Source organism: Krasilnikovia sp. MM14-A1004 (genome assembly GCF_047159485.1).
Lineage (GTDB): Bacteria > Actinomycetota > Actinomycetes > Mycobacteriales > Micromonosporaceae > Actinoplanes.
In genome coordinates this window covers 4,592,972-4,619,624 of the sequence record NZ_AP038773.1, presented here as the reverse complement: position 1 = coordinate 4,619,624, position 26,653 = coordinate 4,592,972, and the positions used below count along the sequence as shown (strand labels likewise).

Here is a 26,653-nt window from a genome sequence, read left to right as displayed (position 1 = left end):
CAACAAGCATCTATGAAGAAGAGGATGAAGGCGGGGACCGCCGGCGAACGACCTGTCGATTCTGGTTGCCGCACCCGGCTAAGGTCGGCGGCCGGAGCTGAGCCGACCGGGCAATCCAAATAGTGGCGCTCAATGGACGTTGAGATCTCAATTGACGAGACTTCGTTTAAATCCTGTCAAGTTGCGTGCTCAACGCGGAGGGGCGGATCTTGTCGGGGTGTCCCTGTCACGATGACGACCATGTGGAAGACTTTCCGACAGCATTGGCATTACGTCAGGGCGCTGATCCTGGTCGATGGCTGCTTTGTTGTCAGGCCGTGAGCTCATATTCGAGTTGTGTGTGCAAGGCGTCTCGGGTGTGTCGGTCGGAAAATGCATCGAGTGCGGCTGGGATGTCGAGGGCGAGGGTTCGGATGCGAGCGGCATACTGGCCTTCGCTGTTGCGGATGACAAGGCGGTGGGACGCGCCTGGTGTGCCCGGGTGGATGATGATGGCGGTGGGTGGCTGATCGTCCGAGCCGGAGCGGCTGAGTGCCTGGGCATATAGGAACGTTTGGTAGATGTCGCTGGGGTCGAGGTTGCGCTCGCTGTACAACTTGTACTTGGCGTCGACGGCGCGGCGCCAGGCGCGCCGCCCGGTGCCCCGGGCCAGGAGCAGGTCGGGGATGACACTCCCGTGTGAGCGGCCCGTGGTCTCGTCGAGGAGCACGGAGCGGTGCCGTGCCTGGGGCCGGACCTGCACGTCACGACCACTGAGCGCGTCTTCGACGAGGCGGGTGGTGAAGTCCTCAAACAGCCGATTCATGTCAAGCAGGAACACAGGACAGCGGCTCTGACCGCCGCCGTACATATCTGTAACGGCTGCGGCTTGTAGTAGCAGGATGCTCCACGAATGGGCGCTGCGGTAGTGCTCGTTATGTCGGGTGTAGTGCAGCCTGGTGGTCACGTCGTTGGGGTCGAGGTCGGCGGGGTCACAGAGTCCAGAGAAGTCCGCCGCGACGCGGCGGGCGAGCATCCGGACATCCGCGGCTGACGCGATGCGTGCGGCGACGTTCAGGCCCGCAGCCAGGAGCTGATTGTCGAGGTGGTCTGTCTCGAGCTCGTCGTAGCGGCACTCCAGTTGGTCCAGTTGGCCGAAGCGCCGGCGGATCTGTCGGTCGGCCAGGACCCGGCCGCGAAGGGTCGGCAGGGCGTGTTCTCGGGTGACATAGTTGCGCGAGGGTCCTTGGCGCAGGATCTCGTCGCTGTCCCGGGCGAGCATGAGGCAGACCAGGTCGCGTAGATGGACGCCGTGCGCGTCGATGCGACGGTGCGCGCGTAGCTCGCGCAGGGCGTTGATGCCACTGGCGTAGTCGAGCATCTCCAAGACGGCGAGGTTGCCCCCGGCGGCCTTGGGCACCACGTTCACGGTGCAGTGATGGAACTGGATGACGCCGACCCACGCTGTGGTGGTGATCTCGGCGTGGCCGTTGTGCAGCCAGCGGAGTTTGGCCAGGCGGCCGCCGCGTTCGAGGTCTTCCGCGAGGTGGAGATCGGCACGGTCGGGGGTTGGCCAGGGCACCCGTAGGGTCTGGTATTCACCGATGTCGTGAACGATCACGGCAGTGACTGGTCCGTGACGGTGGCCTGGAATTCGGTGTATAGCGCCTCGACGAGGTCGGAGTCGGTAAGGTCGCGGAGGTGCTGGCTGGTCACGTCGACCGTGCCGGCGCCGAGGAGGCGGCCGAGCAGGCCGTAATCATCGTAGGCGTACTCCTGCAGCAAGGGGATGACGTCGGCGCGGATAGCGGCGGCGAGGTCCTCTTCTGTAGCCACGGGCCGTCCGTCGCGCAGCAGGAATGCGTGCCCGATCTGGCGATCGCGACCTATTTCGGTGCGGACGCGGTCGTTGAGGGTGGATAGCAGGTCGGCGAGATGCAGTTTGCCGACGTAGGCCCCTTCGAGCAACTCGTCGTCTGGTAGCAGTTCGTGGAAAGCGAATCGGCGGCGCAGTGCCGCGTCGAGGAGCCGGATGCTGCGGTCGGCGGTGTTCATTGTGCCGAGGACGTACACGTTGGCGGGCACGGCGAACGCCTCACCGCTTTGTGGCAGCCGTACTTCCAGACCGCGCTTGTCCGACTCCAGCAGGGTGATGAGTTCACCGAAGATCTTTGGGATGTTTCCGCGGTTGATCTCGTCCACGACGACCAGGTACGGCTTCTGTGGATCGGTGAGGGCGGTGCGGCATACCCGCTTGAAGATGCCGTCCACCAGCCGCAGGTTCAGCCCGCCGGTGGGGGAGGGGAAAGGCTTGAAGCCTTCGATGAAGTCCTCGTAGCCGTAGGAGGGGTGGAAGGTCACCTGGGTGAGCAGTCCGACCTCTCGTCGGCCGGCTACGGCGGCGTCGATGTCCGAATCGGTTTCGGCGGTGAGGTCGGCCAGCCGGTGGGCTTCGTCGGCGGTGAGCGCGAACAGGGTGCCCTGGCTCCGGTTGGTCACCGGCTCGCTGGCCGCCAGTCGGGGATCTTCGGATATTTGTGCCCAAGTTGGCCCGTCGATGACACGGCTGACCGGGCGAAGGGTCACGGGTTCCGTCCGGTCGAGATTGACTTGGGCTACCTGGGCGAATCCGACGATCCGCTTGACCGGAGACGCCTCGTAGCAGAATATGAGATCGCCCGCGCGGATACGCGTGTAGTTCGTTTTTAGCTTGCCGCGACGGAAGTTCACCGAGCCGTCCTTGAACAGATTGTCCCAGGACCACTCGGAGGGGTTGGCGACCATCCACCAAGCAGCCGAGCCGACGGGTGGGGCTGACAGGGCGCCCAGCACCTCTGCGAACGCCTGTGTGCCGTACTCGACCGAGGGATCCAGTCCTGGGCGGGCGGGGGCGAGCCACCAGGCGGCGAATCGCAGCGCGGTGTAGGTCTTGCCGGTTCCCGGGGGGCCGAACAAGATCGCTTGGCCCTTGCGCTGGAGCGCCTCACCCACCGCCTGCAACTGCCGGTCTGGCGCGGCGAGCAGGGTGGCCGAGGTCGCCGATGCGGCAGTTGACGTCGCGACCAAGTCTGGACCGGTTGTCTTGGGGGGCCGCTCCCCAGTGATCCGTTTCCACAGTGTGCTCGGCACGGTGGCGACGGTGGTGACGGCCCACCGCTTCACTGGCTCGGACAAGGTCCGGGCGGCCGCTTCATCCCACCGTACAGTCACGGTGTGTCGGTACTCTCCCCGGTCAGGCCGCCAAACGTAGCCCGGATCGACAACGGTACCGAGCGCGAGCACTTTGGACTGTCCCTCGTTGGCAACGACCTGGTCGCCGGGCTGAAGCTGCGTCAACCGCCAGAGTTCGCGCGCCTTGGCCGTCACAGTGGACTGGTTGCCGTTGTGCGGATAGTGCTGGCTGAAGACGGCACGGAGTTCCTCCTCCGAGCCGAAGGCTGTCAGGTCCCCGACGTCGTCCCAGCCGACGCAGACATATCCACCGTCGCGGCACTCGGGCCAGAACCGCGCCCCTTCACCGGGAGCGATCTTGACGATGGCTCTGCTGGGGCGGGGGTCGGCCCACCAGTAGAGGAACAGCATCACCTCCATCGGGTCCCAGCCGGCGAACTTGCTACTTCCGCGAACGACCTCCAGCAAACGGCGGTTTGCGGCGATCGGCGTCAGGTCAGGCGGTTTGCTGCCGCTGAGCTTGTGGATGAAGTGCAGGACGTGCACCTGGGAGTAGATCGGCAACAGGTCGGCCGGGAAGTACACGTACAGACTCTTGCTTAGCAGGGCTCGACCGGAGCGCAGCGCTGGGATGTCATCAACCTCCGCGAATCTGCCCTCTCCGGCGAGACCGAAGGCGGTGACGAATCCGGCCCGGAGCGCGTCCCATGCGGTCTCGACGCTGCCGTAGGCGGGATCGAAGTACCAATCCGACCCGTCCGCCCGGTGGTAGATGATCAGCTTGCGGGAGCTGCCACCACTGATGCTGCCCAATTCCGGCGAGGCGAACTCCAACCGATAGCAGAAGGACGACCTGTAGCCGGGGTGACCCAACGCATACCGCTCCAACGCCATGGACGACCAGTCCCCAAGCGGAAACTCCGCCCGGATCTGCTCGGCCTGCTCCCTAGCGGCGGCTACCCGCTGCGCAGCCGCATTCCGGTCGAACTCCCTTAACGCGTCGTCAAGATCAGTCGGCGGCCCTGAAGCCATGATGTTCTCCCCGCAGCCGTGTCACGACCGACGTGCCCAGACCGGTCGACCGTACCGAAGGAGAGGCCGCCATCGGCCCGATTCGGCCGGGTGAACTGTCCACAAGAACGCCCAACTATGCGCGTGGTGCTCACCGGAACCACAGGGCCCGGAATCACATGAATGTCGCATCCGACATAGGAACAGCTGTTGGGACAGGTCGGTACACCACGCCGTCGAGGTGGAGTCGTGCTCCACGGAGTTGGTGGTTGGCATTCGTTGCGGTCGGCTCAAGGCTGACGGCGCAGCAGGCCAGCAGTTCCCGGACGCCGCCGGCGTTGCTCGATAACGGCATCTTTTCGACGAGACGTCTGCGGGAGGCAGATCGTGGGGCCGGATGCGGTGCGTCCGGCCCCACGATGCCCAGCGGCTACCTACGTCAGGTCGATGATCAGCTCCGGAAGCTCCCTAAGCAGACGGATGATGTTGGTGACCTTCAGCGCGAGCTCGTCCGCGACAGCCTGGGAGAGCCCCGGGACACCGCCAGCATCCTCGGCATTCTTCTGGATCTCGTGGACCAACTCGGGAATGGTCAGAGCGGTCTCCTTCAAGCTGTCCACGGCGACACGCAGGTCCGTCGCCAGGAGCCGGACCTGGGTCGCAGGCGTCACGATCGGTGCCGACGCGACCTGCATGGTGATGGGCGCAGGCCGACCGCGGCCCCGTTGAACCTTCGGAAAGGCGTCATCGAACCATCGCTGGCTCGCAGGGGCGTCGCCGACCATGCCCCCATCGTCGATCCGACGAGGCTCCCGGCCTTCGTCCATTGCCGCAGCGATTTCGCGCAGCAGGGCGATCGCGCGCGGACGATCTGCACGCATGGCATTGATGGCGTTGGTGACGCCACGGCGAATCCGCCGCTCGGTCTCCACGTCGTCGGCGTCCGGGTCCGCCGCATCCTTCCGGACCGCTTGGGCGCCCATGGACCCCCGGTCCGCATCGACGATGTCGTACGCGGCCAGCCAATGTGGCGCCCGGTAGACCACAAGCTCCTCGAAAGCGGTGGCGTCGTCGGCGGCCACGTCAAGCAGATCATGGAGACTGCGCATCGAGAGGCTGATGCCGTCCTTGGCCGCCGCAACACCGAGCACGTCGGCAACGCGCGGGTTCCACGGCTCGGGGTAGCTCATCGAGGTCAACGCCGACCAGGCGCGCATCCGCTGCCGGACCTGCTCGCCGCCCAGGTTCGACGAGGACGGCTCGCTCAAAGCGGCCCGGAGGCGACGTCGGGCCTCCTGCTGGTTCTTGGTGGGGAAGAACAGCTCCAGCAGCTTCATGCTGCGGAGGTCACGCAGGGCCGACACGGAGGCATTCGGGTCGACGCCCGGCATGTCGGTCACGGACCGGTCCCCCATCAGAACCTCGGCCGTCATCTGGTCGATCAGACCACCTTCGGCGAAGCTGGCGATCACACCGCGCCCGACCGACCGCGAACGGTCATTGGGCTGAAACTCCAACGGCGGATGCGCATGCGTGCGACGGTTGCTGCTTTGGACGATCTGCTGCAGACGATCGGGCTGATTCACCCCGACCACGATGTGTGCAGGCACGGTCGCGACCTTCGCCGCTCGCACCGCGCTCGTCTCCGCAACGTCTTGGGTCTGCGCCTCCGCGACCTCCTGGTTGCGCACAGCGGCATACCGGGCAAGCCACTGGACCGGGTTGATAGCGATATCGCTCCCTTCCAGACCGAGCTTTGCCCTCGGCACGCCGCCCACGACCTCCGCCGACGTCAGATCGTGCAGCCTGTGGCAGGCGGATGCGCGGTTGTTGCCACCAACGGCAGCGAGGGCCACGAAACGCCGGCCCTGGCTCTGCGGAACCACATACTCTTGGAACACCAGCAGACCCGGCTCCAATTGACCGTTCTGCGCCATGTCCTCGATAAGGTTGTACTGGCGGCGGCCCGCGCCCTTCTCCAATTCGGTCTCGGCGCGATCGAGGATCTCGCTCATGTGCAAGACAGACTCCACATCGGTCTGCAGCGCCGCGAATGAGCGCATGGCGCCGTTCGCCGTGTGCTCGGTCCAGGTCCGGGCCGACGGCAGGAACGGCCGGGCGCCTCCGCAGGCGGGGTCCGCCGGCGACCTCCACGTCGTGGAGGTCCGCTCGTTGTAGGGCCAGGGGGTCGCAGCGAAGCCGACGATCTCGACGGCGATGTACGTCAGCTCGCCGACACCGGTATTGATCGTCCTCAGTGCGCCGGACTTCAGCTGCCAATTCCCATTAGGATCACGGGAAACGTAATTCTTGGGGTTCGGTACGTAGGCGGTCAGCAGTTGGATCGCCTCGGAAGGCAGGTTCACCTCGGAGGTAGCGGCTAGGGCAGAAGCAAACCGCTCACGCCACTCGACAGGCGGTGGACCCTGGAACGGGCCGGAAGTCTTGGCCATTAAAGGCTCCTCGAGTTCAGGCGGCACGACGCCACACCACGGTGGTGAAGGTTCGTCGATGGTGCCGCACTTCGACCGACAGCCCTGTGGATGTCGGGAGTGGGCACCGCCTGGAGGGACCCTCCGGGCTCGCCGTTAGCGATCGCTACTCCGCTGGACGCGGCACGAGGACTACCAACCACCCGATGCGACCACTCCGCGTGATCAGATCCCGCTGGCTCCTCGCACTTCTAGGAGCATGGCGGGCAACAAGATTGGGCGCTCCGGAGAACCCGGTACCACCCCGCGGACATCATCTGCACCATGGATGCGCTCGGAGATGGTTTAGCACACCGCGCCGCCGTCACACAACCCGCCTGCTCGGACACTATGGATCGTCGTCCGTGCGACAAACGGCGGGCGCCTTCCTGGACTCGATACGCCGGGCGGCAACGGGAGGTCGACCGGGTTTCGTGGGCGGAAGCCGCGTCCAACAGACCGAGGCTGGTCAGCCTGCCGATGTCCCGATGATGTCTTGTGGTAACGAGCCGGCTGGTCCTCTGCAGCGACGGGCCCTGGGTGTGCTCCGTGAAGTCGGCTCCTGGGTGGTCGAATCCGGCTCGGCTCTCGGCTTCCTAGCAGCTGTCCCGTCCTCCTCGGCGCAGAAGAGGTCGCCGCTGTCGTTTCAGCACCGGCCGAGAGGCAAGCATCGAGGCGAGGCGGACCGCGCCGAGATTGCCGTCACAGCGACGTGGTCGGCACGTTCCACTGTGGGGTCTCCGCATATGCTTCCTATCTGTATATGCTTGCCGCATGATTGCTTCGGCCATGCGTGAGCCGACGTTCCTGGTACTCACCGCGCTTGCCGCCGAACCACAACACGGCTACGCCGTCATCGAGGACGTCCGGCGCCTCACCGGTGGACGGGTCACGTTGCGGGCGGGCACGCTCTATGCCGTGCTCGACCGTCTCCGCGGTGACGGGCTCATCGAGGTCGAGCGCGAAGAGGTCGTCCAGTCCCGGCTGCGGCGCTACTACCGGCTCACCGCGCTCGGCGAACGGCGACTGACCGAGGAGAGCGAACGGCTGCTGCAGCAGGCGACGGTCGCCGGCCGGCGGCTTCGCGAACGCCGTTTCCGGCTCGGCAACGCGCCGGCCTGAGGTCCCGATGACGACTGGAGACGGAGATTGCATGACCGCGCACGACGAGCTCGAGGGCCGCTACCGCCGCCTGATGGCGGCCTACCCCATCCGGCACCGGCGGGAATACGAGGAGGAGATGGTAGGCGTACTGCTGGCCGCGGCCGAACCAGGGCAGCGCCGCCCGAGAGCCTGGGACCGCGCCGACATCCTGGTCAATGCGCTGGCCGTCCGCGTTCGTGGGTGGGTCGATGACCTGGGTGATCCTGCGTGGCGCCGGGCGGCGTCCGCGGTCCAGGTCGTCGGGGCGCTGTTCTTGTTCGTCGTGGGCATTCGCTGGGTGCTGCCTGGGCTGGCCTTCTACCCCGGGGTGGACGTGCTGGAGTTCGCCCGTCCGGCCGTCTGGGCGGTCGTGTTCACCTTGACGCTGGTCGGTCTGCGCCGCCTCGCTGCCGGCGTCGCGGTGGGCGGCGCCCTTGTCGAGATCGCGCACGTCGCACAGTGGTACGGCTACTCGCCGAGCCAGGTCCTGCGATCGAGCTGGCTGGTGACGGTGGCGCTGTTGGTCGCGGTCTGCTCGGTGTGGCTCGCCGGCGGCGGGCGGGTCGCGGCGCCGCGCGGCCTCTGGTGGTTTGGCGCGGCGCTGGCTCTCGCGGGCGGCGGCAGCGTCGCCGACTTTCACCAGGGCTGGTTCTCCGGCTTCGCCTACGCGGTCACCATGGACGGTCAGTTTGTTTTCCGGTACGCCGGGCCGCTCTACCTGACCGCCGCCGCGCTCGCCGTGTGGGCCTGGTGGCGGCAGGGCAGCTTGGTCCGCCGCCGGATCCTGGCGCTGACCGCGCCGGTGGCCGGCGTCGCCGCGATGGTCACCTACGGATTCGCCGGCTTCATGTACTCCAGCCAGCAGTTCCCCTCGCCGATTCTGCTGCGCCCGTTTCAGTGGGCGATTCTGCTGGCGACACCCGCGGCGGCGTTTGCCGTGGCGGCGGTTGTCCTCAGCCGCTGGGAGCGGCTGAGCACGCTGGCCGAGGCCGGCCGCCGAGCCGAGAAAGCCTGAGCCCAGCCAGACACGTCAAGTGAGTGGATGGCCGGGCGATTGAAGGTGTCATGAGCCGCATGCCAGTTCCCTGGCCGCGATCATCGTGTGTTTATCCCGAGTGTTGAGCCTCGGACACCAATCAGTGGGCTACGGACCACGATTTCCAGGGTACTTGGACACGCGCCGGGCGCTCTCGCTGGTTCTGCCAGTGAGGACCTCGACGGTTATTTGCGGCGCTCACCCCAATGGCGGACCGCTTTCCCTTTCTATGCGGTCGGCGATGCCTCCCCAGGTTGGGAGGTCGCGGTGACCGCCGCGCGGGTGGTGGCGCCGCTCGTGCTCCCGGCCCGGCCGGGTGCGGCCCGCGGGCGGGTGGCTTCTGCGCCGGGTACGCGGAAGGTCGCGGTCCCGCGGCTGGCGGCGGACGTGTAGGCCTTGTCAGCCAGGACCCGTTCCGGACGGCAACGCGGGCGACCGATAGGCCGTGGCACCCGAATGCCCTCCAGAACCGGGATGAACTGCGGGCTGTCACCACGCTGCCCGGCAGTCAACACGATCGACAACGGCTTCTGGCCCTGCTCGCAGCTTAGATGCAGTTTCGTGGTCAGCCCGCCGCGAGATCTGCCCAAGGCGTGATCGACTGGTTCGGCGCACCTCCCGCCCGGCGACTCGGCCTGCAGATCCCCGCGCACCGGCCGCGTGCTGATGTGCCCGCGCGGTCGTGGAGTCCACCGACACGTCCCAGACGATCCGTCCGGCCGCGTCCGCGACAGCCCGCAACGCGGTCAGGATCCGCGCCCACGTCCCGCTGCGCTTCCAACGGCGGAACAACGCGTGTGCCGCCGCCCAGGAGCCGTAGACCGATGGCACGTCACGCCAAGGCGTACCCGCCCGGATCCGCCACCGGATCCCATCGATGAGCTGTCGTTTCGTCCATCGTGACGGCCGACCCGGCCGGCGTGGCACGGGCAGCAACGGCTCCAACGCTGCCCACTGCACGTCGCTCAGGTCATGCCGCCTCGTCACCGCTAGGGTGGTCACGAGGTCTCCGGTGGTCTCCGGGTTTCTTGGTCGTTAAGCCGTCTACCGGAGACCTCGTTACTTATCGATCACCGACACGCCGGACATGCGCCTCGGGCTGCCGGCGACTTCGATACACGCCCTAGGCGCGGTCGTGGCGAGGTGGCATCGTCTCCTGTGGGCGATTCTGGTGGGACGCGGCCCCGTGCGCGAACGAGCTCGCTTCGGCACCATGGGCCGGCGCCGACTGCCGGTCCAGCCGTGCCAAGGCCTGGCGCAGGTCTTGGAAGAACAGGTCGGCCAGGTCGTGAGTGAAGCCGTTTCGCACCACGACGCGCAGCACAGCCAGGTCCTCCCGGTTGGCGGGCAACGTGTAGGCCGGGACCAGCCAGCCGCGCTCCCGCAGCGTCATCGACACGTCGAACACCGAGTAGTGCGTGACCTCCGGGTGCAGGGCGAAGGCGAATGCGGGAAGCTCGTCGCCCTTCGTCAGCAACCGGAACGGGCCCAGGTCGCCGATCCGGTGGGACAGCGAGGTGGCCACCGCCCGGCTGTAGGCATGCACCCGGCGGTACCCGTCGAACCCGAGCCGGATGAAGTTGTAGTACTGCGCCACGACCTGTGAGCCGGGGCGGGAGAAGGTCAGCGAGAACGTGGGCATCTCCCCGCCGAGGTAGTTCACCCGCAGCACGAGGTCCTCCGGCAACGCATCCCTGTCGCGCCAGACCACCCACCCGACTCCGGGGTACACCAGCCCGTATTTGTGGCCGGAGACGTTGATGGACGCGACCCGGGGCAGCCGGAAGTCCCACCGCAGTTCCGGGTCGCAGAACGGCGCCACCAGCGCACCCGAGGCGCCGTCGACGTGCACCGGGATGTCCAGGCCGGTACGCGCCTGCAGATCGTCCAGCGCGGCACAGATGTCGGCCACCGGTTCGTAGCTGCCGTCGAAGGTGGAGCCGAGGATCGCGACCACACCGATGGTGTTCTCGTCGCAGTGGGCCACCGCCTCCTCGGCGGAGAGGTGGAACCGGTCGCCCTCCATCGGTACCAGCCGCGCCTCGACGTCCCAGTAGTTGGCGAACTTCTCCCAGCAGACCTGGGTGTTGACGCCCATCACGAGATTGGGCCGGCCAGCCGAACCGCCCTCCCGTTGCCACCGCCGCTTGAGGGCCAGCCCACCGAGCATGCACGCCTCGCTGGAGCCGGCGGTCGAGCAGCCCGGTGCGCGCAGGGGATCGGGTGCGTGCCAGAGTTCGGCGAGCATCCGGATGCACCGCTGTTCGAGATCGGCGCTGCGCGGGTACTCGTCGCGGTCGATGAGGTTCTTGTCCAACGCCGCCTTGGCCAGCCGGGCGCCCTGCGGCTCCATCCACGTGGTGACGAATGTGGCGAGGTTCAGCCGCGGATTGGCGTCGAGCATCAGTTCATCGTGCACGATCTGGTATGCCGCGTCTGGGTCGAGCTCCGCGGCGGGTAGGCGGTCCCGGGGAATCTGGACTGGTTCCCGGACGAAGATCGGGTTGACCGAAAGGTCTGGACGAGGCTCGTCCTGCGGCTCATGCGAGGCCATGTCATCACCCTCCCACGCGGTCCGGTTTCACGCTCGGCAACGCGGGTAGGTAACCCGACATGTGCCGTTGGCTGGCGTACCTCGGCGAGCCCATCCCGATGGACTGGCTCACCGTCAAGGCCAGCCACTCGCTCATCGACCAGAGCTTGCACGCGCGGCTGGGGGAGACCACGACCAACGGCGACGGGTTCGGCCTCGGGTGGTACGACCGCGGTGAAACGCCGGGCCTGTATCGCAGCATGCATCCCGCGTGGAGCGACCGGAACCTGCGGGAGCTCGCGGCACACGTGTCGTCCGGACTGTTCTTCGCGCACGTCCGCGCCTCTACCGGATCGGCCGTGCAGGACACGAACTGCCATCCCTTCCGGTACCGCCGATGGTTGTTCATGCACAACGGCCTGGTGCGGGACTTTCCCCGCCTGAAGCGTGACCTGCTGGTAGCCGTCGACCCCGCGCTCCTCGCGGCGGTCGAAGGGTCCACCGACTCGGAACTGCTCTTCCATCTCGCCCTCACCTTCGGTGCGCAGGACGATCCCCTGACCGCTCTGGAACGGATGGCGGGCTTCGTGGAGAGCGTGGCCGACCGGCACAGGGTGGCAAACCCGTTGCAGTTGGCGGCGGCGCTGACCGACGGCCGGCGGACGGTCGCCGTGCGGTACTCCAGCGAAGGGCGGTCGCGGTCGCTGTTCTACTGCGTCGACGCCCAAGCCATCAAGCAGCAGTACCCCGCCGACGACCGCATCCAGAGCGTGTCGGACGAGGCGCACACGATCGTCTCCGAGCCGCTGGTCGACCTGGCCGACGCGTGGACGGAGGTACCGGAGTCCACCGTGGTGGAGATGCGGCCCGGTGAGGACGAGTTCCGGCCGTTCACCCCGTGCCGGTGAGAGGGAGTGCGGAAATGGCAGAAGGACATGGGTCCACCAGTGGCGTACCTGGGGTTGGGGGAGGGACGCCGGTCTGCGAGCGCATCGGCGTCGTGGAGCACGTGCTCGCGGACAAACTGACGGACATCTTCCCTTGGAACAGCCGAGCGATCGCTCGCCACGACGATCGACCAAACTTGTGGGTCGGGTGCCAGTCGGGTGCGCTACCTCGCTAGCGACGCAGCGGCGGTTACCCCCTGCCTGACGGGCCGGCCGGGTGACCGTCGCGATCACCCGTCTACCTGCCCTCTTCCCGATGCCGGGGCGTCGCGGCACCAGCCGGGGAAGCCCGGTAGCTGCGGGCACCAGAGCAGTCCGGGCCCACCGTCATGCCCGATCCGCCTACGCCCGGCCTGCGGCGTCGGCGGGCTGTGGGGTTTTGGCGAACTCGTGCAGGATGCGTTCGCAGAATGCTGGTAGGTCGTCGGGTGACCGGCTCGTGGTGATGTTGCCGTCGGTGACGACCGGCTCGTCGACCACTTCGGCTCCGGCGTTGCGCAGGTCGGTGCGTACGCTCGGCCACGAGGTCAGCCGGCGGCCGCGCGCGACGTCGGCCTCGACGAAGTTCCAGGGGCCGTGGCAGATCGCGGCGACCGGCTTGCCCGACTGGACGAAGTCCCGGACGAACTGCACCGCGGCCGGTTCCATCCGCAACTTGTCGGGATTCACGGTCCCGCCCGGCAGCAGCAGCGCCTCGTAGTCGTCGACCGACACCGCGCCGACCAGCTGGTCGACCGGGAAGGTGCCGGCGTCTTCGAGGTCGTGGTCGCGGGCCCGGATCTCGCTGCTGGTGATGGAGACGACGGCGGTGCGGGCACCGGCCTCGTCCAGCACCTGCCGCGGCCGTTCCAGTTCGACTCGCTCCACCCCGTCGGCGGCGAGGATCGCGATCCGGCGTCCGGTCAGCTCTCCCGCCATGTCAGGCACCCGCCCCCGCCATCGCCGGGTGCAGGACGACCTTCGTCCAGCCGTCGTCGCGGTTGTCGAAGTGCTCGTAGGCCTCCGGCGCACCGTCGAGGGGCAGCTCGTGGCTGACGATGAACGACGGCTCGGCCCTGCCCGCGGCGATCAGGTCGCGCAGTTGCCGGTTGTACTTCTTGACCGGGGCCTGGCCGGTGCCGATGTGCTGGCCCCTGAACCAGAACATGCCGTAGTCGAAGGCGAGTTTGCCCTGCTTGGCCAGCTCGTCGCTGGCCCCGGGGTCCCGGGGCACGAAGACACCGACATTGCCGATCCTGCCGGTGAAGCGCACCGAGGCGACCAGCCGGTTCATCGTCAGGTCGGCCCGCTCCTGGCCGTCGGGCTCGTGCGCCTGATAGCCCACACACTCGCAGCCGTTGTCGGCGCCCAGCCCCATCGTCTCGTCGAGGACGGCCTGCACCGGGTCGACCTTCGAGTCGTCGATGGCGAGCGCGCCGATCGCCTCGGCCAGCCGCAGCCGGTCGGGGTGCCGGTCGACGACCATCACCTTGCTCGCCCCTCGGATGGTCGCCGAGAGGGCGGCCATCAGACCGACCGGGCCCGCGCCGTAGATGACCGTCTGGTCGCCGGGCTTGATGCCCGCCATCTCGGTGGCGTGGTAACCGGTGGGGAAGATGTCGGCCAGCATCACGTAGTCGGTCTGGCGCTGCTCGGCGTCCTCACCGAGCCGCAGGCAGTTGAAGTCACCCCAGGGCACGCGCAGCAGCTCGGCCTGTCCGCCGCCGTACGGGCCCATGTCGGCGAAGCCGTACGCGGCGCCGGCCATCTTCGGCTCCGGCTGGGCGCTCAGGCAGTAGTTCGTCAGCTGACGCTCGCAGTTCTTGCAGTGCCCGCACGAGATGTTGAACGGCAGGACGACCCAATCGCCCACCTGCACCTTGTCGACCCCGGCGCCGACCTCGACCACCTGGCCCAGGTTCTCGTGCCCGAACCAGCGGCCGGGCTCGAAGTCGGTCCGGCCCTCGTACATGTGCAGGTCCGAACCGCAGATGTTCGCCGACGTGATCCGCACCAGGACATCGGTCGGCCGCTCGATCCGCGCGTCCGGCACATCCTTGACACTGACCTGCCGCGGCCCCTCATACACCACAGCCTTCACGACTACCCTCCTAGTCGCCGATGCCTCCGTGTCGGATCGCGCTGTCCGGACGCCGCCCGCGGTCCCGGTACGCGGCCCCTCCAGGGCCGAATACCCCCGGGAAGACACCTGAACCCACAGCCGGCCGCGTTCGCCCCCAACCGGTGTCCGAGCGGGCAATTACCGTCACGCAACAGAGGGCTCAGAACGGTGATCTAGGGCTGACGCTGCCGGCACGCCTGCGCCACCCGCGGTCCACGCACCACGGATCGGTAGTCCTGCCAATCGACAAACCCCGGACGCATTGGTGAGATCGAGACAGGACGTACCGCCGTGACGTGAGTGAGTGCCGCTCGGATGACGATCGTCGATGAAACACCGAGCGACAGATGGGCCGAGCGGTCCGCGCGGCCGAGGCGGCGGCCACCGCCGAAGCGGGTCCGCGGCACCCGGCGCTGGCCGGCCCGCGAGCCGTGGCTCAGACGGCGGACCGCGTCCGCGACGCGCTCGCCGGCTTCTCCGGAGGCACATGTGCGCTTCTACCCTGCCGCGGGTGAGCCGGAGTCATCCGGCCCGGGCCAAAGCTCGAGACGGGCCCTAGCCCGACCGTGGCGAGCGGGCCGGCACGGCTGACGAACGAGAGGTTTGGAGGATCGGAATGGCCAGCACAGTAACCATCCAGACCGATGAGGACATCCAACGTGAGGTGCTGCGCGAGCTGAAGTGGGACGCCGAGGTCGCGCCGAACGAGATCGGCGTGGCCGTAGAGAACGGGGTAGCGACCCTGACCGGCTGGGTGGACACGTTCAGCAAGAAGTGGGCCGCCGAACGCGCGGCGCTTCGTGTCCGCCGGGTCAAGGCCGTCGTCAACAACATCGAGGTACGCCTGGCGCCCAGCGACGAGCAGACCGACGTCGACCTCGCCCAGTCAGTCGCGCGGGCGCTCGAGATGGACTCGCTCGTACCGGACGACATGGTGAAGGTCTCGGTGTCCGGCGGCTGGGTCACGCTGCGCGGCGAGGTGGACTGGGACTATCAGCGGCGGGAGGCGCAACGGATGGTCCGGACCCTCACCGGCGTCAAGGGGGTCAGCACCTTCATCACCGTACGGCCGCGTAGCGACCCGTCGGCCGACGAGCTCAAGATGAAGATCGAGGACGCCCTGGTGCGTACGGCCGAGACGGAGGCGGAACGGATGCACGTCGCCATCCAGGGCAGCAAGGTGATCCTGACCGGGAGCGTGCCGTCGTGGGCGGAGCGCCGCGAGGCCGAGCGTGCCGCCTGGTCGGCGCCCGGTGTCACCGAGGTGGAGAACCTGATCACGATCAACCCGTGAACCGTGATCCGTACGTCTGGTCCGATCGTCCGCCGCGGTGCTCGTCCATGACGCATACGCCGCACGCGGTGGGGCTACCCGCCCCTCTCGTCCTGCCAGCCACCGGGTTCGGGATGGTAGCCGTAGGCGGCGGCCCGCACGGTCTCCTCGTCCTCCAGCCCGGAGCCGATCGCTCCGCCGACGGTGGCCAGTGAGCTGATGATCCAGGCGAGGGTCAGGTAGTCGGTGAGATCGACCGGCCGCTGCAGGGTCTGTTCCAGCACGGATGGGTCGATCAGCAGCGCCTCGGCGAGCACCGTCCCAGTGAACAGCACCGCGTAGGACACCGCCGTGGCTAGGGAGAGGGTGAGGATCGTACCCAGGTTGAACATGCGGGCCAGCTCAGCCGATGTCTCCCGGTCCGGCCTCTCCCACAGGTCGTGCGCGACGATCAGCCAGGCCACCAACGCGGTCAGCCCGAGCAGCATGATTACGGTGAGCCGGAGTCCGCCGAGCGCATCGCCCATTTGCCAGATGGTGTTGTTGGTAAGTGCGAACGCGGCCGTGCCGAACGCGCCGACCAGCAGCTTGGACAGCCCTAGCAGAGCGCGCCCTGGGCGGTTGGCCTTGACCATCCCGGTCAGCAGCCGTACCCGGCCGATCAGCCGCGAGGCGACGTAGCGCAGTTCCCCGGCGTCGCCCTTGTCGACCATCCGGCGGATGGCGGCAACCCGGCTTGCCAGCTCGGCCGGTGCCCAGCCGGCCGGTGGCAGCCGCTCGTCGGAAGCGTCGGCGAGCAGCCGGCCCACGAGATCCGGAACGACGGCGCGGACCGCGCGTAGCTGGCGCAGTCCCAGCGCGGGCAGGGACACCATCGCGACTCGGCGCCGGGCGGAGGTCTGCGCGACCAACGGCACCCGCTCAGTGTGCAGCGGCAGGTCGGTCAGGCAGATCGCGACGTCCCACCGTTCGTCGGTGCGCCGTTGGGCAAGATCGTCGAGTAGCGCCTCAGCGCCGCCGTCGCGGCGCGGCGCCACCTCACCCCAGCCGCCCCGGATGGTCCATTGCACGTCCGCGTGCACCCGCTCGGCGAGCCGTCCCGCCAACTCGGCCGTGAGCCGCGCCGCCACCAGCGCCGGGTAGTCCGGCGGGGTTGCCACCAGTCCGACGACGATCTCCGGGGTCTCGGCGGGTCGCTCGTCACTCATGGGTCGTTCCGGAGCGCCTGGTCCACCCATTGACGCAGTACCCGTGCCGGCGCGGTCCCGCTCTGCCGGGCCTTGATCTGACCGTCTCTCATCAGCAGCAGCGTGGGCACGGCCTGCACGGAGAACCGCTCGGACAGCTTCGGCGCCTTGTCCACGTCGACCTTGACCAGCTTGACCTTCCCGGCCAGCTCTCGCGCCACCTGCTCCAGCGCCGGGCTCACCTGCCGGCACGGGCCGCACCACGTCGCCCACAGGTCCACCAGGACCATCACCTGCGCCCGCTCGGCCACATCACCGAAGTCGTCGTCGCCCGCGTCGACCACCCACGGCAACGGCTGGTGGCAGTTGCCGCACCGTGGCGTCCCGTCGGCGACGACCGGGACACGGTTCCTGCGGTGGCAGTGGGGACATTCGACGACATGGTTCTGCACGTCAATCCTCCGGCCGGTCCTCGTACGTGACGACCAGCTCGCCGTCGACGGCGTCCACCCGGATGACGGCGCCGTCGCCGGCATCGCCCGACAGCAGCGCCCGGGCGATGCGGGTCTCCACCTCACGGGCGATGAAGCGGCGCAGCGGCCGGGCCCCGTACACCGGGTCGAACCCCTGCCGTGCGATGAACCGCCGTGCCTCTTCGCTGACGTCCAGCGTCATCCGCCGCTCGGCCAGCCGCTCGCGCAACTCGCCGAACATGAGGTCGACGATGCGCTCGATCTCGGGCTGGGTCAGCGGCATGAACAGCACGATGTCGTCGACCCGGTTGAGGAACTCGGGCCGGAAGTGCCGTCGCAACTCCGCCATCACCAGCTCGCGGCCCTCCGGCTTGATCTCGCCGGCGTCGGTGACGCCCTCCAGCAGATAGGCGGAACCGATGTTCGACGTCATGATGATCACGGTGTTGCGGAAGTCGACGGTGCGGCCCTGCGCGTCGGTGAGCCGGCCGTCGTCCAGCACCTGCAGCAGCGTGTTGAACACATCAGCGTGTGCCTTCTCGATCTCGTCGAAGAGCACCACGGAGTACGGCTTGCGCCGGACCGCCTCAGTCAGCTGGCCGCCCTCCTCGTACCCAACGTATCCGGGCGGCGCGCCGACCAGCCGGCTCACCGTGTGCCGCTCCTGGTACTCGCTCATGTCGATGCGGACCATGTTCTCGTCGGTGTCGAACAGAGCGGAGGCCAGCGACCGTGCCAGTTCCGTCTTCCCTACCCCGGTGGGGCCGAGGAAGATGAACGACCCGATCGGCCGCCGCGGACTCTTGATGCCCGAGCGGGCGCGGATGATCGCGTCGGTGACCAGCTGGACTGCCTCGTCCTGCCCGATCACCCGCTCGTGCAGGATCTGGTCCAGGCGCAGCAGCTTCTCACGTTCGCCCTCGGTCAGCCGGCTGACCGGGATGCCGGTCCAGCGCGACACGATGGACGCGATCTCCGCCTCGGTAACGACCTCCCGGAGCAACCGCTTGCCGCCCTGCTTCGCGGCGAGCCGCTGCTCCTCGGCCTGCAGTCGGCGCTCCAGCTCGGGCAACCTGCCGTGGCGCAGCTCGGCGGCGCGGTTGAGTTCATAGTTACGCTCCGCCTGTTCCGCCTCGAGTCGGATCTGCTCCAGCTCACGACGCAGCTCCTGCACCCGTTTCAGCGCCTGCCGTTCGGCGTCCCACTGGGCACGCAGCGCATCCACCTCGGCCCGCCGGTCGGCAAGTTCCTTGCGGAGCTGGTCGAGGCGGGCCACGCCGGCCGGGTCGTCCTCCTTCGACAGCGCCGCCTCCTCGATCTCGAGACGGGTCAGTTTCCGGGTGAGTTCGTCCAGCTCGGCCGGCATCGAGTCGATCTCCGTCCGCAGCATCGCGCACGCCTCGTCGACCAGGTCGATGGCTTTGTCGGGCAGGAACCGGTCGGAGATGTACCGGTGGCTGAGGACCACCGCGGCGACCAGCGCCGCGTCCTGGATCTTCACGCCGTGGAAGACCTCCAGCCGTTCCCGCAGCCCGCGCAGGATCGAGATGGTGTCCTCCTCGGACGGCTCCTCGACGAGCACCGGCTGGAAGCGGCGCTCCAGCGCCGCATCCTTCTCGATGTGCTTGCGGTATTCGTCGAGCGTCGTCGCGCCGATCATGTGCAACTCGCCGCGGGCGAGCATCGGCTTGAGCATGTTGCCGGCGTCCATCGCACCCTCGGCGCCGCCGGCGCCGACGACGGTGTGCAACTCGTCGATGAACAGCAGGATCCTGCCCTCCGCCGCCTTCACCTCGGACAGCACGGCCTTGAGACGTTCCTCGAACTCGCCGCGGTACTTCGCGCCGGCCACCAGAGAGCCCATGTCGAGAGCGAAGACCTGCTTGTCGCGAAGGCCCTCCGGGACGTCGCCGTTGGTGATCCGCTGAGCGAGTCCCTCCACGATGGCCGTCTTGCCCACGCCCGGATCGCCGATCAGCACCGGGTTGTTCTTCGTCTTGCGGGACAGGATCTGGACGACGCGGCGGATCTCGCCGTCCCTGCCGATGACCGGGTCCAGCTTGCCGGCGGCCGCGTCCGCCACCAGGTCCCGGCCGTACTTGGCCAGCGCCTCGTAGGCGACCTCCGGCATCGCCGACGTCACGCGCTGGTTGCCGCGGATGCTCGTCAGAGCCTGCAGGAAGCTGTCACGGGTGAGTCCCGCCTCGCCCAGCAACCGGCCGGCGGCGGTCGCCGAGCCCTCGTCGAGCAGCGCGATCACCAGATGCTCGACCGAGACGTACTCGTCCTTGAGCCTCTTGGCCTCGCGGTCCGCGGAGTCGAAGAGCCGGGACAGTCGCTGGGTCACGTAGACCTCGCCGGGCGCGGCGCCTGGACCGCTGGCGCGGGGTCGCCGGCTCAGCTCCGCCTCCACCTTTGCCCGCACCGTGTCCGGGTCGGCTCCGGCCGCATCGAGCAGCCGGGGCACCAGACCCTCGGGCTGATCCAGCAGAGCCAGTAGCAGGTGCTCGCCGTCGACCTCCGTATGGCCGTACCGGAGCGCCTTGGTCTGTGCGTCGTGCAGGGCTTCCTGCGATTTCTGGGTCAGGCGGTTCAGATCCACGGTGTTCCTCCGATACGTCGCGAGGACGTCACGCGCAGCTGGCGCTCGAGTTCGGCAACCCGGTCGAGCAGGTCCACGACTAGCCCGAGCGACGAGTAGTTGAGGCCCAGACTCATGCGCAGGCGCCGGATCCGGGCCACGGCGAGCAACTGGTCGCGGGCGAACCACAGCTCGCCGGCGGAGTCGCGGACCGGTTCGAGAAGTCCCAGAGCGGCGAGCCGACGGGCCATCTCCGGGTGGATCCCGGCGACACGGCTGAACGTGGCCAGATCCAGTCGTACGGTGGACGGGCCTGGCCTTCGAACAAGGGGGTAGGTCACGACTGCCGCCTAGGGTCGAAGGTGGATGTCGCAGCGAGCTGCTCGAAGAGCCGCCGTTCCTCGTCGCCGAGTTCGGGCGGCACCACGATCTGGGCCACGGCGTACAGGTCACCGTCGGGGCCACGCGGATTGGGTAGCCCGCGGCCGCGCAGCCGGAGCCGCCGGCCGCTGGAGGTACCGGCCGGCACCTTGACCTTCGCCTCGCCACCGGGCGTGTCGACAGCGACCGAGGTACCGAGCGCGGCCTCCCAGGGCGCGAGCGGCAGGTCCACGCTGATGTCCCGGCCGTCCACCCGGTAGCGCGGATGCGGTGCCAGCCGGACCCGCAGGTACAGGTCGCCCGGCGCCGCGCCGTCGCTGCCCCGACCGCCCTGACCGGCCAGGCGGATCCGCTGCCCGTCGGTCACCCCGGCCGGGATGGTGACCTCCAGCGTTCGGGTGCCGCCCGGACCGGACAGCGTCACGCCGCGGCGCACGCCGGAATAGGCCTCCTCCACCGACAGCTCGAGTTCGGCCTCCTGGTCGGCGCCGGCCACCGGTCCCCAGCCGTCCCCTCGTCGGCCACCGAACAGGCCGCCGAGCAGGTCCTCGAGATCGATTTCCTGGGCGCCCCCGGACTGGAACCGGACGTCCTCGGCCGTGGTGCCGCGGCGGCGTGGCCCTCCTCGACCGCGGCGGGCACCGCTCGAGCCCGCGGCAGCTCTGGCGCGGGCCCAGGTCTGCGGATCCGTGTCCGGCGGCACCTGCCGGAAGTCCGGTCCGAAGGCGTCGTAACGCCGCCGCTGATCCGGATCCGAAAGCACGTCGTACGCCTCGGAGACATCCTTGAACCGCTCTTCGGCCCCCGGATCCTTGTTGATGTCCGGGTGATAGGTGCGAGCGAGTTTGCGGTACGCCCGCTGGAGCTCCTCCGCGCTGACGTCCCTCGGCACGCCGAGCGTCTCGTAGAAGTCGCGGGACGGCGCCATCAGGTGCCCTTCGCCACGATCACCGAGGCCGGTCGGAGCGGTCGTTCGTCACTGCCGTATCCGGGCCGGACGACGTGCAGCACCGTGCCCGGTTTCGCCCCGGCGCCCGGCGCCGTCGCCACCGCCTCGTGCCGGCTCGGGTCGAAAGGCTCGTTCACGTCCGAGCGGCGAGGGAATCCCAGGTCGGCGAGGACATTGAGGGCCTGTTCGTGGACGGCCTGGACCCCGGAGACGATCGACGCCGGATCGGCAGCGGCATGTTGCAGGGCCAACTCCAGATTGTCGAGTACGGGCAGCCATCGCGCGGCCACCGCGGCCCGCTCATCGTCCCGCTGCTGAGCGGACTCCCGAGCCACCCGCTTGCGCAGATTGTCGAAGTCGGCCAACGCGCGCCGCCAGCGGTCCTCCATCTGGGCGAGCTCGGCCCGCAGTGCCTCGGTCTCGTCGGCGCCACCGGGGGCCACATCGTTGTCGGTCGGGCCCGCATCGGTCCGGCCGGTCGCGTTGGGAGGGCCTGGGTCGCTGGAGGGCGGCCTCGCTGCGGCCCGCGAGGTGTCACCGACCGCCGTCCGGCCCTGCTCCTGTTCACTCATCGCCAGGTCACCCGGCCGTGAACTCGGCATCGATGACGTCGTCGTCCTGGCTGCTCCGGCTGCCCTGACCGTTCGGACCGCTCTGCGACGAAGCTGGGCCGGCACCGTCGCTACCGCCGCCCAGGCCGAGGCTCTGGTAGACCTGCTGAAGCTCGGCGGTCAGGGACCGCAGCCGATCCAGCGGTGCCTCGTCCTTTATCGCCTGCCGCGCGTCACCGATCAGCATCTCGGCGCGGCCCTTCTCGTGGACCGGCACCGCGTCGCCCAGCTCGGCCAGCCGCCGCTCCACCTGATGTGCGGCCGAGTCCAGCGAGTTGCGGGCGTCGATGACCTCCCGGATTCGGGCGTCCTCATCGCGGTGGCGCTCGGCGTCCTGGACCATCCGTTCGATCTCGGAAGTGTCCAGGTTCGAGCTCTGGCTGATCGTGATGCGCTGTTCGGCGCCGGTGTCCTTGTCCCTCGCCGAGACGTTGAGAATGCCGTTCGCGTCGATGTCGAACGTGACCTCGATCTGCGGCTCGCCGCGCGGAGCGGGCCGGATGTTCTCCAGCCGGAACCGCCCGAGCACCCGGTTGTCCGCAGCGCGCTCCCGCTCCCCCTGCAGCACCACGACATCGACGGCGGGCTGGTCGTCGGCCGCGGTGCTGAACGTCTCGGTACGGCGTGCCGGGATGGTGGTGTTCCGCTCGATGATCTTGGTCATCACGCCGCCCATGGTCTCGATGCCGAGCGACAGCGGAGTGACGTCGAGCAGCAGGACGTCCTTGACCTCACCCTTGATGATCGCGGCCTGCAGCGCGGCACCGAGCGCGACGACCTCGTCCGGGTTGACCGTCATGTTCGGGTCCTTGCCCCCGGTGAGCCGCTGGACCAGCTTCTGCACGGCCGGGATGCGGGTCGACCCGCCGACGAGGATGACCTCGTCGATGTCGTTGGCGGTGACCTTCGCGTCGGCCATGGCCCGCTCGACCGGGCCGAGGCAGCGGTCGACGAGATCCGCGGTGAGCTGCTCGAAGGTCGCCCGGTTGAGAGTCACGTTGAGGTGCTTGGGGCCGTTGGCGTCCGCGGTGACGAATGGCAGGTTGATCGTGGTCTGGGTGACCGAGGACAGCTCAACCTTGGCATGCTCGGCGGCCTCGAAGAGCCGCTGGAGGGCCTGCGGATCGCGGCGCAGATCGATGCCGTCACTGCGCTGGAACTCCTCGGCCAGGTGGTCCACGATGCGCCGGTCGAAGTCGTCGCCGCCGAGGTGGGTGTCGCCCGCGGTGGAGCGCACCTCCACCACGCCGTCGCCGACGTCGAGCAGGCTGACATCGAAGGTGCCGCCACCCAGGTCGAAAACCAGCACCGTCTCGTGCTCGCGCTTGTCCAGGCCGTAGGCCAGCGCCGCCGCCGTGGGCTCGTTGATGATCCGCAGCACCTCGAGGCCGGCGATGCGTCCGGCGTCCTTGGTCGCCTGCCGCTGGGCGTCGTTGAAGTAGGCCGGTACGGTGATGACCGCCTCCGTGACGCGCTCGCCCAGGAACTTCGAGGCGTCCTCGACCAGCTTGCGCAGCACCAGCGCGGAGACCTCTTCGGGCGCGTACTGCCTGTCGCGCACCTTGAACCGCACAGCGTTGTCCGGGCCTGCCACGACGTCGAACGTCACCGCGGTCAGCTCGCTGGACACTTCGTCGAAGCGGCGTCCGATGAAGCGCTTCGCCGAGTAGATGGTGCCTTTCGGGTTGAGGATGGCTTGGCGGCGGGCGAGCTGGCCGACCAGTCGCTCGCCCTGTTCGGTGAAGGCCACCACCGAAGGCGTGGTCCGCGCTCCCTCCGCGTTCGGGATCACGGTGGGGTGACCGCCCTCCACCGCCGCGATCACCGAGTTGGTGGTGCCGAGGTCAATTCCCACTGCCCGTGCCATGGCGTCGTCCTCCACACTTCTGTCGGCGGCAGTACCGTCGTTTGCACCCAGTTCGATCGCAACAGTGCCGATACCCGATGTCCATTGGCAGGACTGCCAATCAGGAGCCGACCGCGTCCATCCGTGAAAGAAGGCGCTGGCACGCTTGAGCGCAACGACGGCACGCGTCGCCGCCGATCCGACAGGATTCGATTTCCAGGGCGTGCTCTCGGCATTGCCCGTAACACGCGCGGCAGGCCTCGTCGAGGGCCCGCAGAGCCGTGACGGTCACGTCCCGGTTGTACGATGTAGATCTTGACAACACGCGTACCACCGCGGTAGCGATGTCGGCACAGTTGAGCGCGGCGCCGGCACACCGGGCAAGGTGAGCCGCTGAGGGCTCCGCCGAGCAGGCGTCCGCACAGGCAATGCACGCCTGGGCGCAGTTGAGAGCCTCCTGAATGCAGATGACCAGCGTGTCCTCATCCATCTGTGGCCGTTCGCCCGGATAGGCGTTGAGCATGGCTGCCACATCGGTCATCGACTCGCCTCCCTCAGATCAGCCGGTTCAGGGGCCATGGCTGGTACGACCGGCGATCGGGCTGCCGCCCATGTGATGCGAACCGGTCGCGGCGTCCTGCGCCACAGGACAAGCAGCCAGGCGATGCCGATGATCGAGACGAGTGCGAGGCCGCCCCACTCCATGGCCGTGAAGATGTTGACCTGTTCGCTGCTCGGCTCGACGAGCCACCCGTGCGGCGTCGCCACGAACTGCTCGCCCTCGGTCAATACCAGGGTCAGGTAGAGGGCGATGCTGTGCATCGAATCCCATAGACCGTGCAGGATCGACACGCCCAGGTACGCGAGAACCACCTTCGCGGTGATCCTGAAGTGCCCCCGCCGGGACGCGGAGAACAACACACCGCCCAGGATCGCGGTCCACAGGCCGTGCCCCACCGGCGCCAGCAGGCCGCGCAACAGTTCCGTCTGCACCAGCTGCACCAGCGACAACCCGTCGACCGAGAAGAGCGCGGTGAAGGCGTAGCCCGCGGACTCGAAGGCGGCGAACCCGAAGCCGACGGTGGCGCCCAGGATCATCCCGTCCCGGAGTGTCCTGGTGCGCAGGTGGCGGGTCAGCACCACCAGCGCGCCGAGCTTGACCGCCTCCTCGATGAGCCCGACGCCAAAGAACAGCCACGGCGACGGGTGCAACAGGAACGACTCGAGCACAGCCGCGCCGAGGACGCCGAGGACGCCGCCGGTGACGAACGTCGAGAAGATCAGCTCGGTGGTTATCTCTCCGGTCTCGCGGCGTTCGTAGGCCCACCCGACGAAGGTCACCGGCACCAGGAAACTGCCGAGCAGGACTACGGTCGGGACCAGGTTGGCGTTGCCGGTCACGAAGATGATCACAACGGTGGCCACCCAGAGGGCGAGCCCAGTGAGGAACATGCGTAGCCATACACGGCGTACCCGGGTCGCGCTGTGGGGGGTGGGCACGACCTCGACCATGATCGGGCTCCTGTCGTCGGACGGGGCGGGCGTCAGGTGGTGCGCCGCGGTCCGTCCCCGAATGTCGCCGGCTCGGTGGACCGGGTACCCCAGGAGTACCGCTCCCGGGCGCCTACGTCGATTGGCATCGTTGCCAATCCCGGGCCGCGAGGCGGTACTGAAACCTGGGTTTACCGCCGTGCGGGTGAGCCGAACTCATCTGTCTCACTTCGACAGTCGGCCCGTCCGTACGAGTTCAGGAAAGAGCCGACATGGTCACCGAGTACGCCCCGGCAGGTACGACCGACGGCGACGGACGTCTTGGAGTGTCGGAACTGGATCCGGTCGGGCGGCTACGATCGGGTGACGGCGGCCAATTCGGTCGGGACATAGAGGCCCTCCCGCACGGCGCGGAGGCTGGCCGTGATCCGGTCCGGAACGGCGAGCTTGATCCGGACGCGTTCGAGGTGCCTTTCCACTGTCTCCACGGGGATGCCCCGGGCAACGGCGATGGACGCCGTGGGCGCACCGTCGACGAGCGCACCCAGGATCTCCAGTTCGGTTCCGGTCAGCCCGCACAGGTTACCCGGTGCGCCCACAGCGACCACGGCTCGCAGATGACGTGGCGGCGGACCCTCGCACCCCAACAGAGTGATCCGGACATGTCCGGCTTCGGCTGGCGGCCGTTCGTACGGTGCCAGGAACGTGGCATATTCCGGTGTCCCGCCGAGGTGCGCGACCGCCGCCGAGAGGACGGCCGAGTCCGCCTCAAGTAGCGGATGCGTAGGCAGCCCGGGAAGGGGCAGCGACCCGCCGGACATGGTGAGCACCGTCGCCGCGGTCATCCCCCGGACGATCCGAGCCAGCACCGTGAGCGAGCGGAGCGGATCCACCGCGTACGCGATGGTGGGGGCCAGCAGTTGCACCAGCTGGCATGCGGCCGGACTCGGGTACGCGGGGCTGTCGGTGTTGAGTCCCAGTAGGCCGACCTGGTGGCCGTCACGGGTGACCAGACCGATACCGAGACCTTCCCGGAATCCGGCCGGCCGGAACAGTTCCATCCAGCTGCGGATCTCCTCCGAGGGTACCGGCAAATCCTGGACATGCAGCGGCGTAGTCCCGTGCAGGCCTAGGGACTCGATTTCGTCGTAGTCCTCCCGGGTGGTCATGTAGGCGCGGATGCGGTCGTTGTACCCGTGGCAGGCCAACAGGTCGTGCTGACGCAGCTCAGGATCAAGCAATGCGATGCGGGCAGCCTGGAACGGAATCACCCGGCGCAGATGGTCCAGGATCGCCTCCGCGCGCTCCTTGAGGCTCGCGGGCAGGTCCGCCAGCGCGGTCACCTCCGCGGCGACCTCGGCTGCGTGCGGCGGCAGGTCGAGCACCTCGGGCTCCCATTTCGCGGCGGCTTGTTTCGTATCAATTCTACCGATTCTGCAACGGCTCGGCGTCCTCCAGTGGCCGGCCGG

General features: G+C 68.3%; 20 protein-coding genes and 1 pseudogene. 4 read left to right on the top strand and 17 right to left on the bottom strand.

Annotated features, from left to right (window positions below):
• Positions 1 to 310 precede the first annotated feature (310 nt).
• The 3 genes from ACMCNN_RS19740 to ACMCNN_RS19730 all read right to left on the bottom strand — a co-directional run bounded on the left by ACMCNN_RS19740 (position 311) and on the right by ACMCNN_RS19730 (position 6,614).
• On the bottom strand, positions 311 to 1,600 hold the full coding sequence (locus ACMCNN_RS19740; protein WP_412741996.1) for an McrC family protein: 1,290 nt from the start codon (positions 1,598 to 1,600) through the stop codon (positions 311 to 313).
• Positions 1,597 to 4,182: an AAA family ATPase gene (locus ACMCNN_RS19735; RefSeq protein ID WP_412741995.1), complete on the bottom strand. Its 2,586-nt coding sequence runs from the start codon at positions 4,180 to 4,182 to the stop codon at positions 1,597 to 1,599. Before ACMCNN_RS19735 ends, ACMCNN_RS19740 begins: the two co-directional genes overlap by 4 nt.
• 413 nt (positions 4,183 to 4,595) lie before the next feature.
• Entirely contained in the window at positions 4,596 to 6,614 is a 2,019-nt protein-coding gene (locus ACMCNN_RS19730) for a hypothetical protein (RefSeq protein ID WP_412741994.1), read from the bottom strand.
• Between the two features lie 792 nt (positions 6,615 to 7,406).
• Here ACMCNN_RS19730 and ACMCNN_RS19725 point away from each other — a divergent pair.
• Together ACMCNN_RS19725 and ACMCNN_RS19720 are read left to right on the top strand one after the other, a co-directional pair.
• A complete protein-coding gene (locus ACMCNN_RS19725) occupies positions 7,407 to 7,754 on the top strand; it encodes a PadR family transcriptional regulator (protein ID WP_412741993.1) in 348 nt (115 codons plus the stop codon).
• Positions 7,755 to 7,785: 31 nt separating this feature from the next.
• Positions 7,786 to 8,790, top strand: a complete 1,005-nt coding sequence (locus tag ACMCNN_RS19720; RefSeq protein WP_412741992.1) for a hypothetical protein — start codon at positions 7,786 to 7,788, stop codon at positions 8,788 to 8,790.
• A 347-nt stretch (positions 8,791 to 9,137) separates the two neighbouring features.
• On the opposite strand, the pseudogene ACMCNN_RS19715 reads toward ACMCNN_RS19720, so the two are convergent.
• Together ACMCNN_RS19715 and ACMCNN_RS19710 are read right to left on the bottom strand one after the other, a co-directional pair.
• A pseudogene (locus ACMCNN_RS19715) lies at positions 9,138 to 9,813 on the bottom strand (IS5 family transposase); the annotation flags it as partial.
• A gap of 121 nt (positions 9,814 to 9,934) precedes the next feature.
• On the bottom strand, positions 9,935 to 11,365 hold the full coding sequence (locus tag ACMCNN_RS19710; RefSeq protein WP_412741991.1) for a glutamate decarboxylase: 1,431 nt from the start codon (positions 11,363 to 11,365) through the stop codon (positions 9,935 to 9,937).
• Between the two features lie 59 nt (positions 11,366 to 11,424).
• Between ACMCNN_RS19710 and ACMCNN_RS19705 the strand changes: the two genes are divergently transcribed.
• The gene (locus tag ACMCNN_RS19705; RefSeq protein ID WP_412741990.1) at positions 11,425 to 12,252 is read left to right on the top strand and encodes a class II glutamine amidotransferase; all 828 of its coding nucleotides are present in this window, start codon (positions 11,425 to 11,427) and stop codon (positions 12,250 to 12,252) included.
• Between the two features lie 381 nt (positions 12,253 to 12,633).
• Here ACMCNN_RS19705 and ACMCNN_RS19700 read toward each other — a convergent pair whose 3' ends face one another.
• A complete protein-coding gene (locus ACMCNN_RS19700) occupies positions 12,634 to 13,209 on the bottom strand; it encodes a type 1 glutamine amidotransferase domain-containing protein (RefSeq protein ID WP_412741989.1) in 576 nt (191 codons plus the stop codon).
• 1 nt (position 13,210) lies between these two features.
• Positions 13,211 to 14,371 (bottom strand): glutathione-independent formaldehyde dehydrogenase, encoded by a 1,161-nt coding sequence (locus tag ACMCNN_RS19695; RefSeq protein WP_412741881.1) that lies wholly within the window; start codon positions 14,369 to 14,371, stop codon positions 13,211 to 13,213.
• A gap of 637 nt (positions 14,372 to 15,008) precedes the next feature.
• Between ACMCNN_RS19695 and ACMCNN_RS19690 the strand changes: the two genes are divergently transcribed.
• Positions 15,009 to 15,686 carry a BON domain-containing protein gene (locus ACMCNN_RS19690; protein WP_412741988.1) on the top strand — a complete coding sequence of 226 codons (678 nt, stop codon included), beginning with the start codon at positions 15,009 to 15,011 and terminating at the stop codon, positions 15,684 to 15,686.
• A gap of 74 nt (positions 15,687 to 15,760) precedes the next feature.
• Here the strand turns inward: ACMCNN_RS19690 and ACMCNN_RS19685 are convergent, their stop codons facing one another.
• The 10 genes from ACMCNN_RS19685 to ACMCNN_RS19640 form a co-directional block, all read right to left on the bottom strand.
• Positions 15,761 to 16,873, bottom strand: coding sequence for a hypothetical protein (locus tag ACMCNN_RS19685; protein WP_412741987.1), 1,113 nt, complete (start codon positions 16,871 to 16,873; stop codon positions 15,761 to 15,763).
• Positions 16,870 to 17,304: a thioredoxin gene (gene trxA, locus ACMCNN_RS19680; RefSeq protein WP_412741986.1), complete on the bottom strand. Its 435-nt coding sequence runs from the start codon at positions 17,302 to 17,304 to the stop codon at positions 16,870 to 16,872. The genes ACMCNN_RS19685 and trxA overlap by 4 nt, the downstream gene beginning before the upstream one ends.
• A gap of 1 nt (position 17,305) precedes the next feature.
• Positions 17,306 to 19,927: an ATP-dependent chaperone ClpB gene (gene clpB, locus ACMCNN_RS19675; RefSeq protein WP_412741985.1), complete on the bottom strand. Its 2,622-nt coding sequence runs from the start codon at positions 19,925 to 19,927 to the stop codon at positions 17,306 to 17,308.
• Positions 19,918 to 20,247 (bottom strand): chaperone modulator CbpM, encoded by a 330-nt coding sequence (locus ACMCNN_RS19670; protein ID WP_412741984.1) that lies wholly within the window; start codon positions 20,245 to 20,247, stop codon positions 19,918 to 19,920. The genes clpB and ACMCNN_RS19670 overlap by 10 nt, the downstream gene beginning before the upstream one ends.
• A complete protein-coding gene (locus tag ACMCNN_RS19665) occupies positions 20,244 to 21,215 on the bottom strand; it encodes a DnaJ C-terminal domain-containing protein (protein ID WP_412741983.1) in 972 nt (323 codons plus the stop codon). Before ACMCNN_RS19665 ends, ACMCNN_RS19670 begins: the two co-directional genes overlap by 4 nt.
• Complete coding sequence (locus tag ACMCNN_RS19660; RefSeq protein WP_412741982.1) at positions 21,215 to 21,808, bottom strand: nucleotide exchange factor GrpE; 594 nt, start codon at positions 21,806 to 21,808, stop codon at positions 21,215 to 21,217. Before ACMCNN_RS19660 ends, ACMCNN_RS19665 begins: the two co-directional genes overlap by 1 nt.
• 7 nt (positions 21,809 to 21,815) lie before the next feature.
• Positions 21,816 to 23,714 carry a molecular chaperone DnaK gene (gene dnaK / locus ACMCNN_RS19655; protein WP_412741981.1) on the bottom strand — a complete coding sequence of 633 codons (1,899 nt, stop codon included), beginning with the start codon at positions 23,712 to 23,714 and terminating at the stop codon, positions 21,816 to 21,818.
• A gap of 100 nt (positions 23,715 to 23,814) precedes the next feature.
• Positions 23,815 to 24,234 carry a four-helix bundle copper-binding protein gene (locus ACMCNN_RS19650; protein ID WP_412741980.1) on the bottom strand — a complete coding sequence of 140 codons (420 nt, stop codon included), beginning with the start codon at positions 24,232 to 24,234 and terminating at the stop codon, positions 23,815 to 23,817.
• Positions 24,231 to 25,205 (bottom strand): PrsW family intramembrane metalloprotease, encoded by a 975-nt coding sequence (locus tag ACMCNN_RS19645; protein ID WP_412741979.1) that lies wholly within the window; start codon positions 25,203 to 25,205, stop codon positions 24,231 to 24,233. The genes ACMCNN_RS19650 and ACMCNN_RS19645 overlap by 4 nt, the downstream gene beginning before the upstream one ends.
• A gap of 332 nt (positions 25,206 to 25,537) precedes the next feature.
• Positions 25,538 to 26,569 (bottom strand): helix-turn-helix domain-containing protein, encoded by a 1,032-nt coding sequence (locus ACMCNN_RS19640; protein WP_412741978.1) that lies wholly within the window; start codon positions 26,567 to 26,569, stop codon positions 25,538 to 25,540.
• Between the last annotated feature and the right edge of the window lie 84 nt (positions 26,570 to 26,653).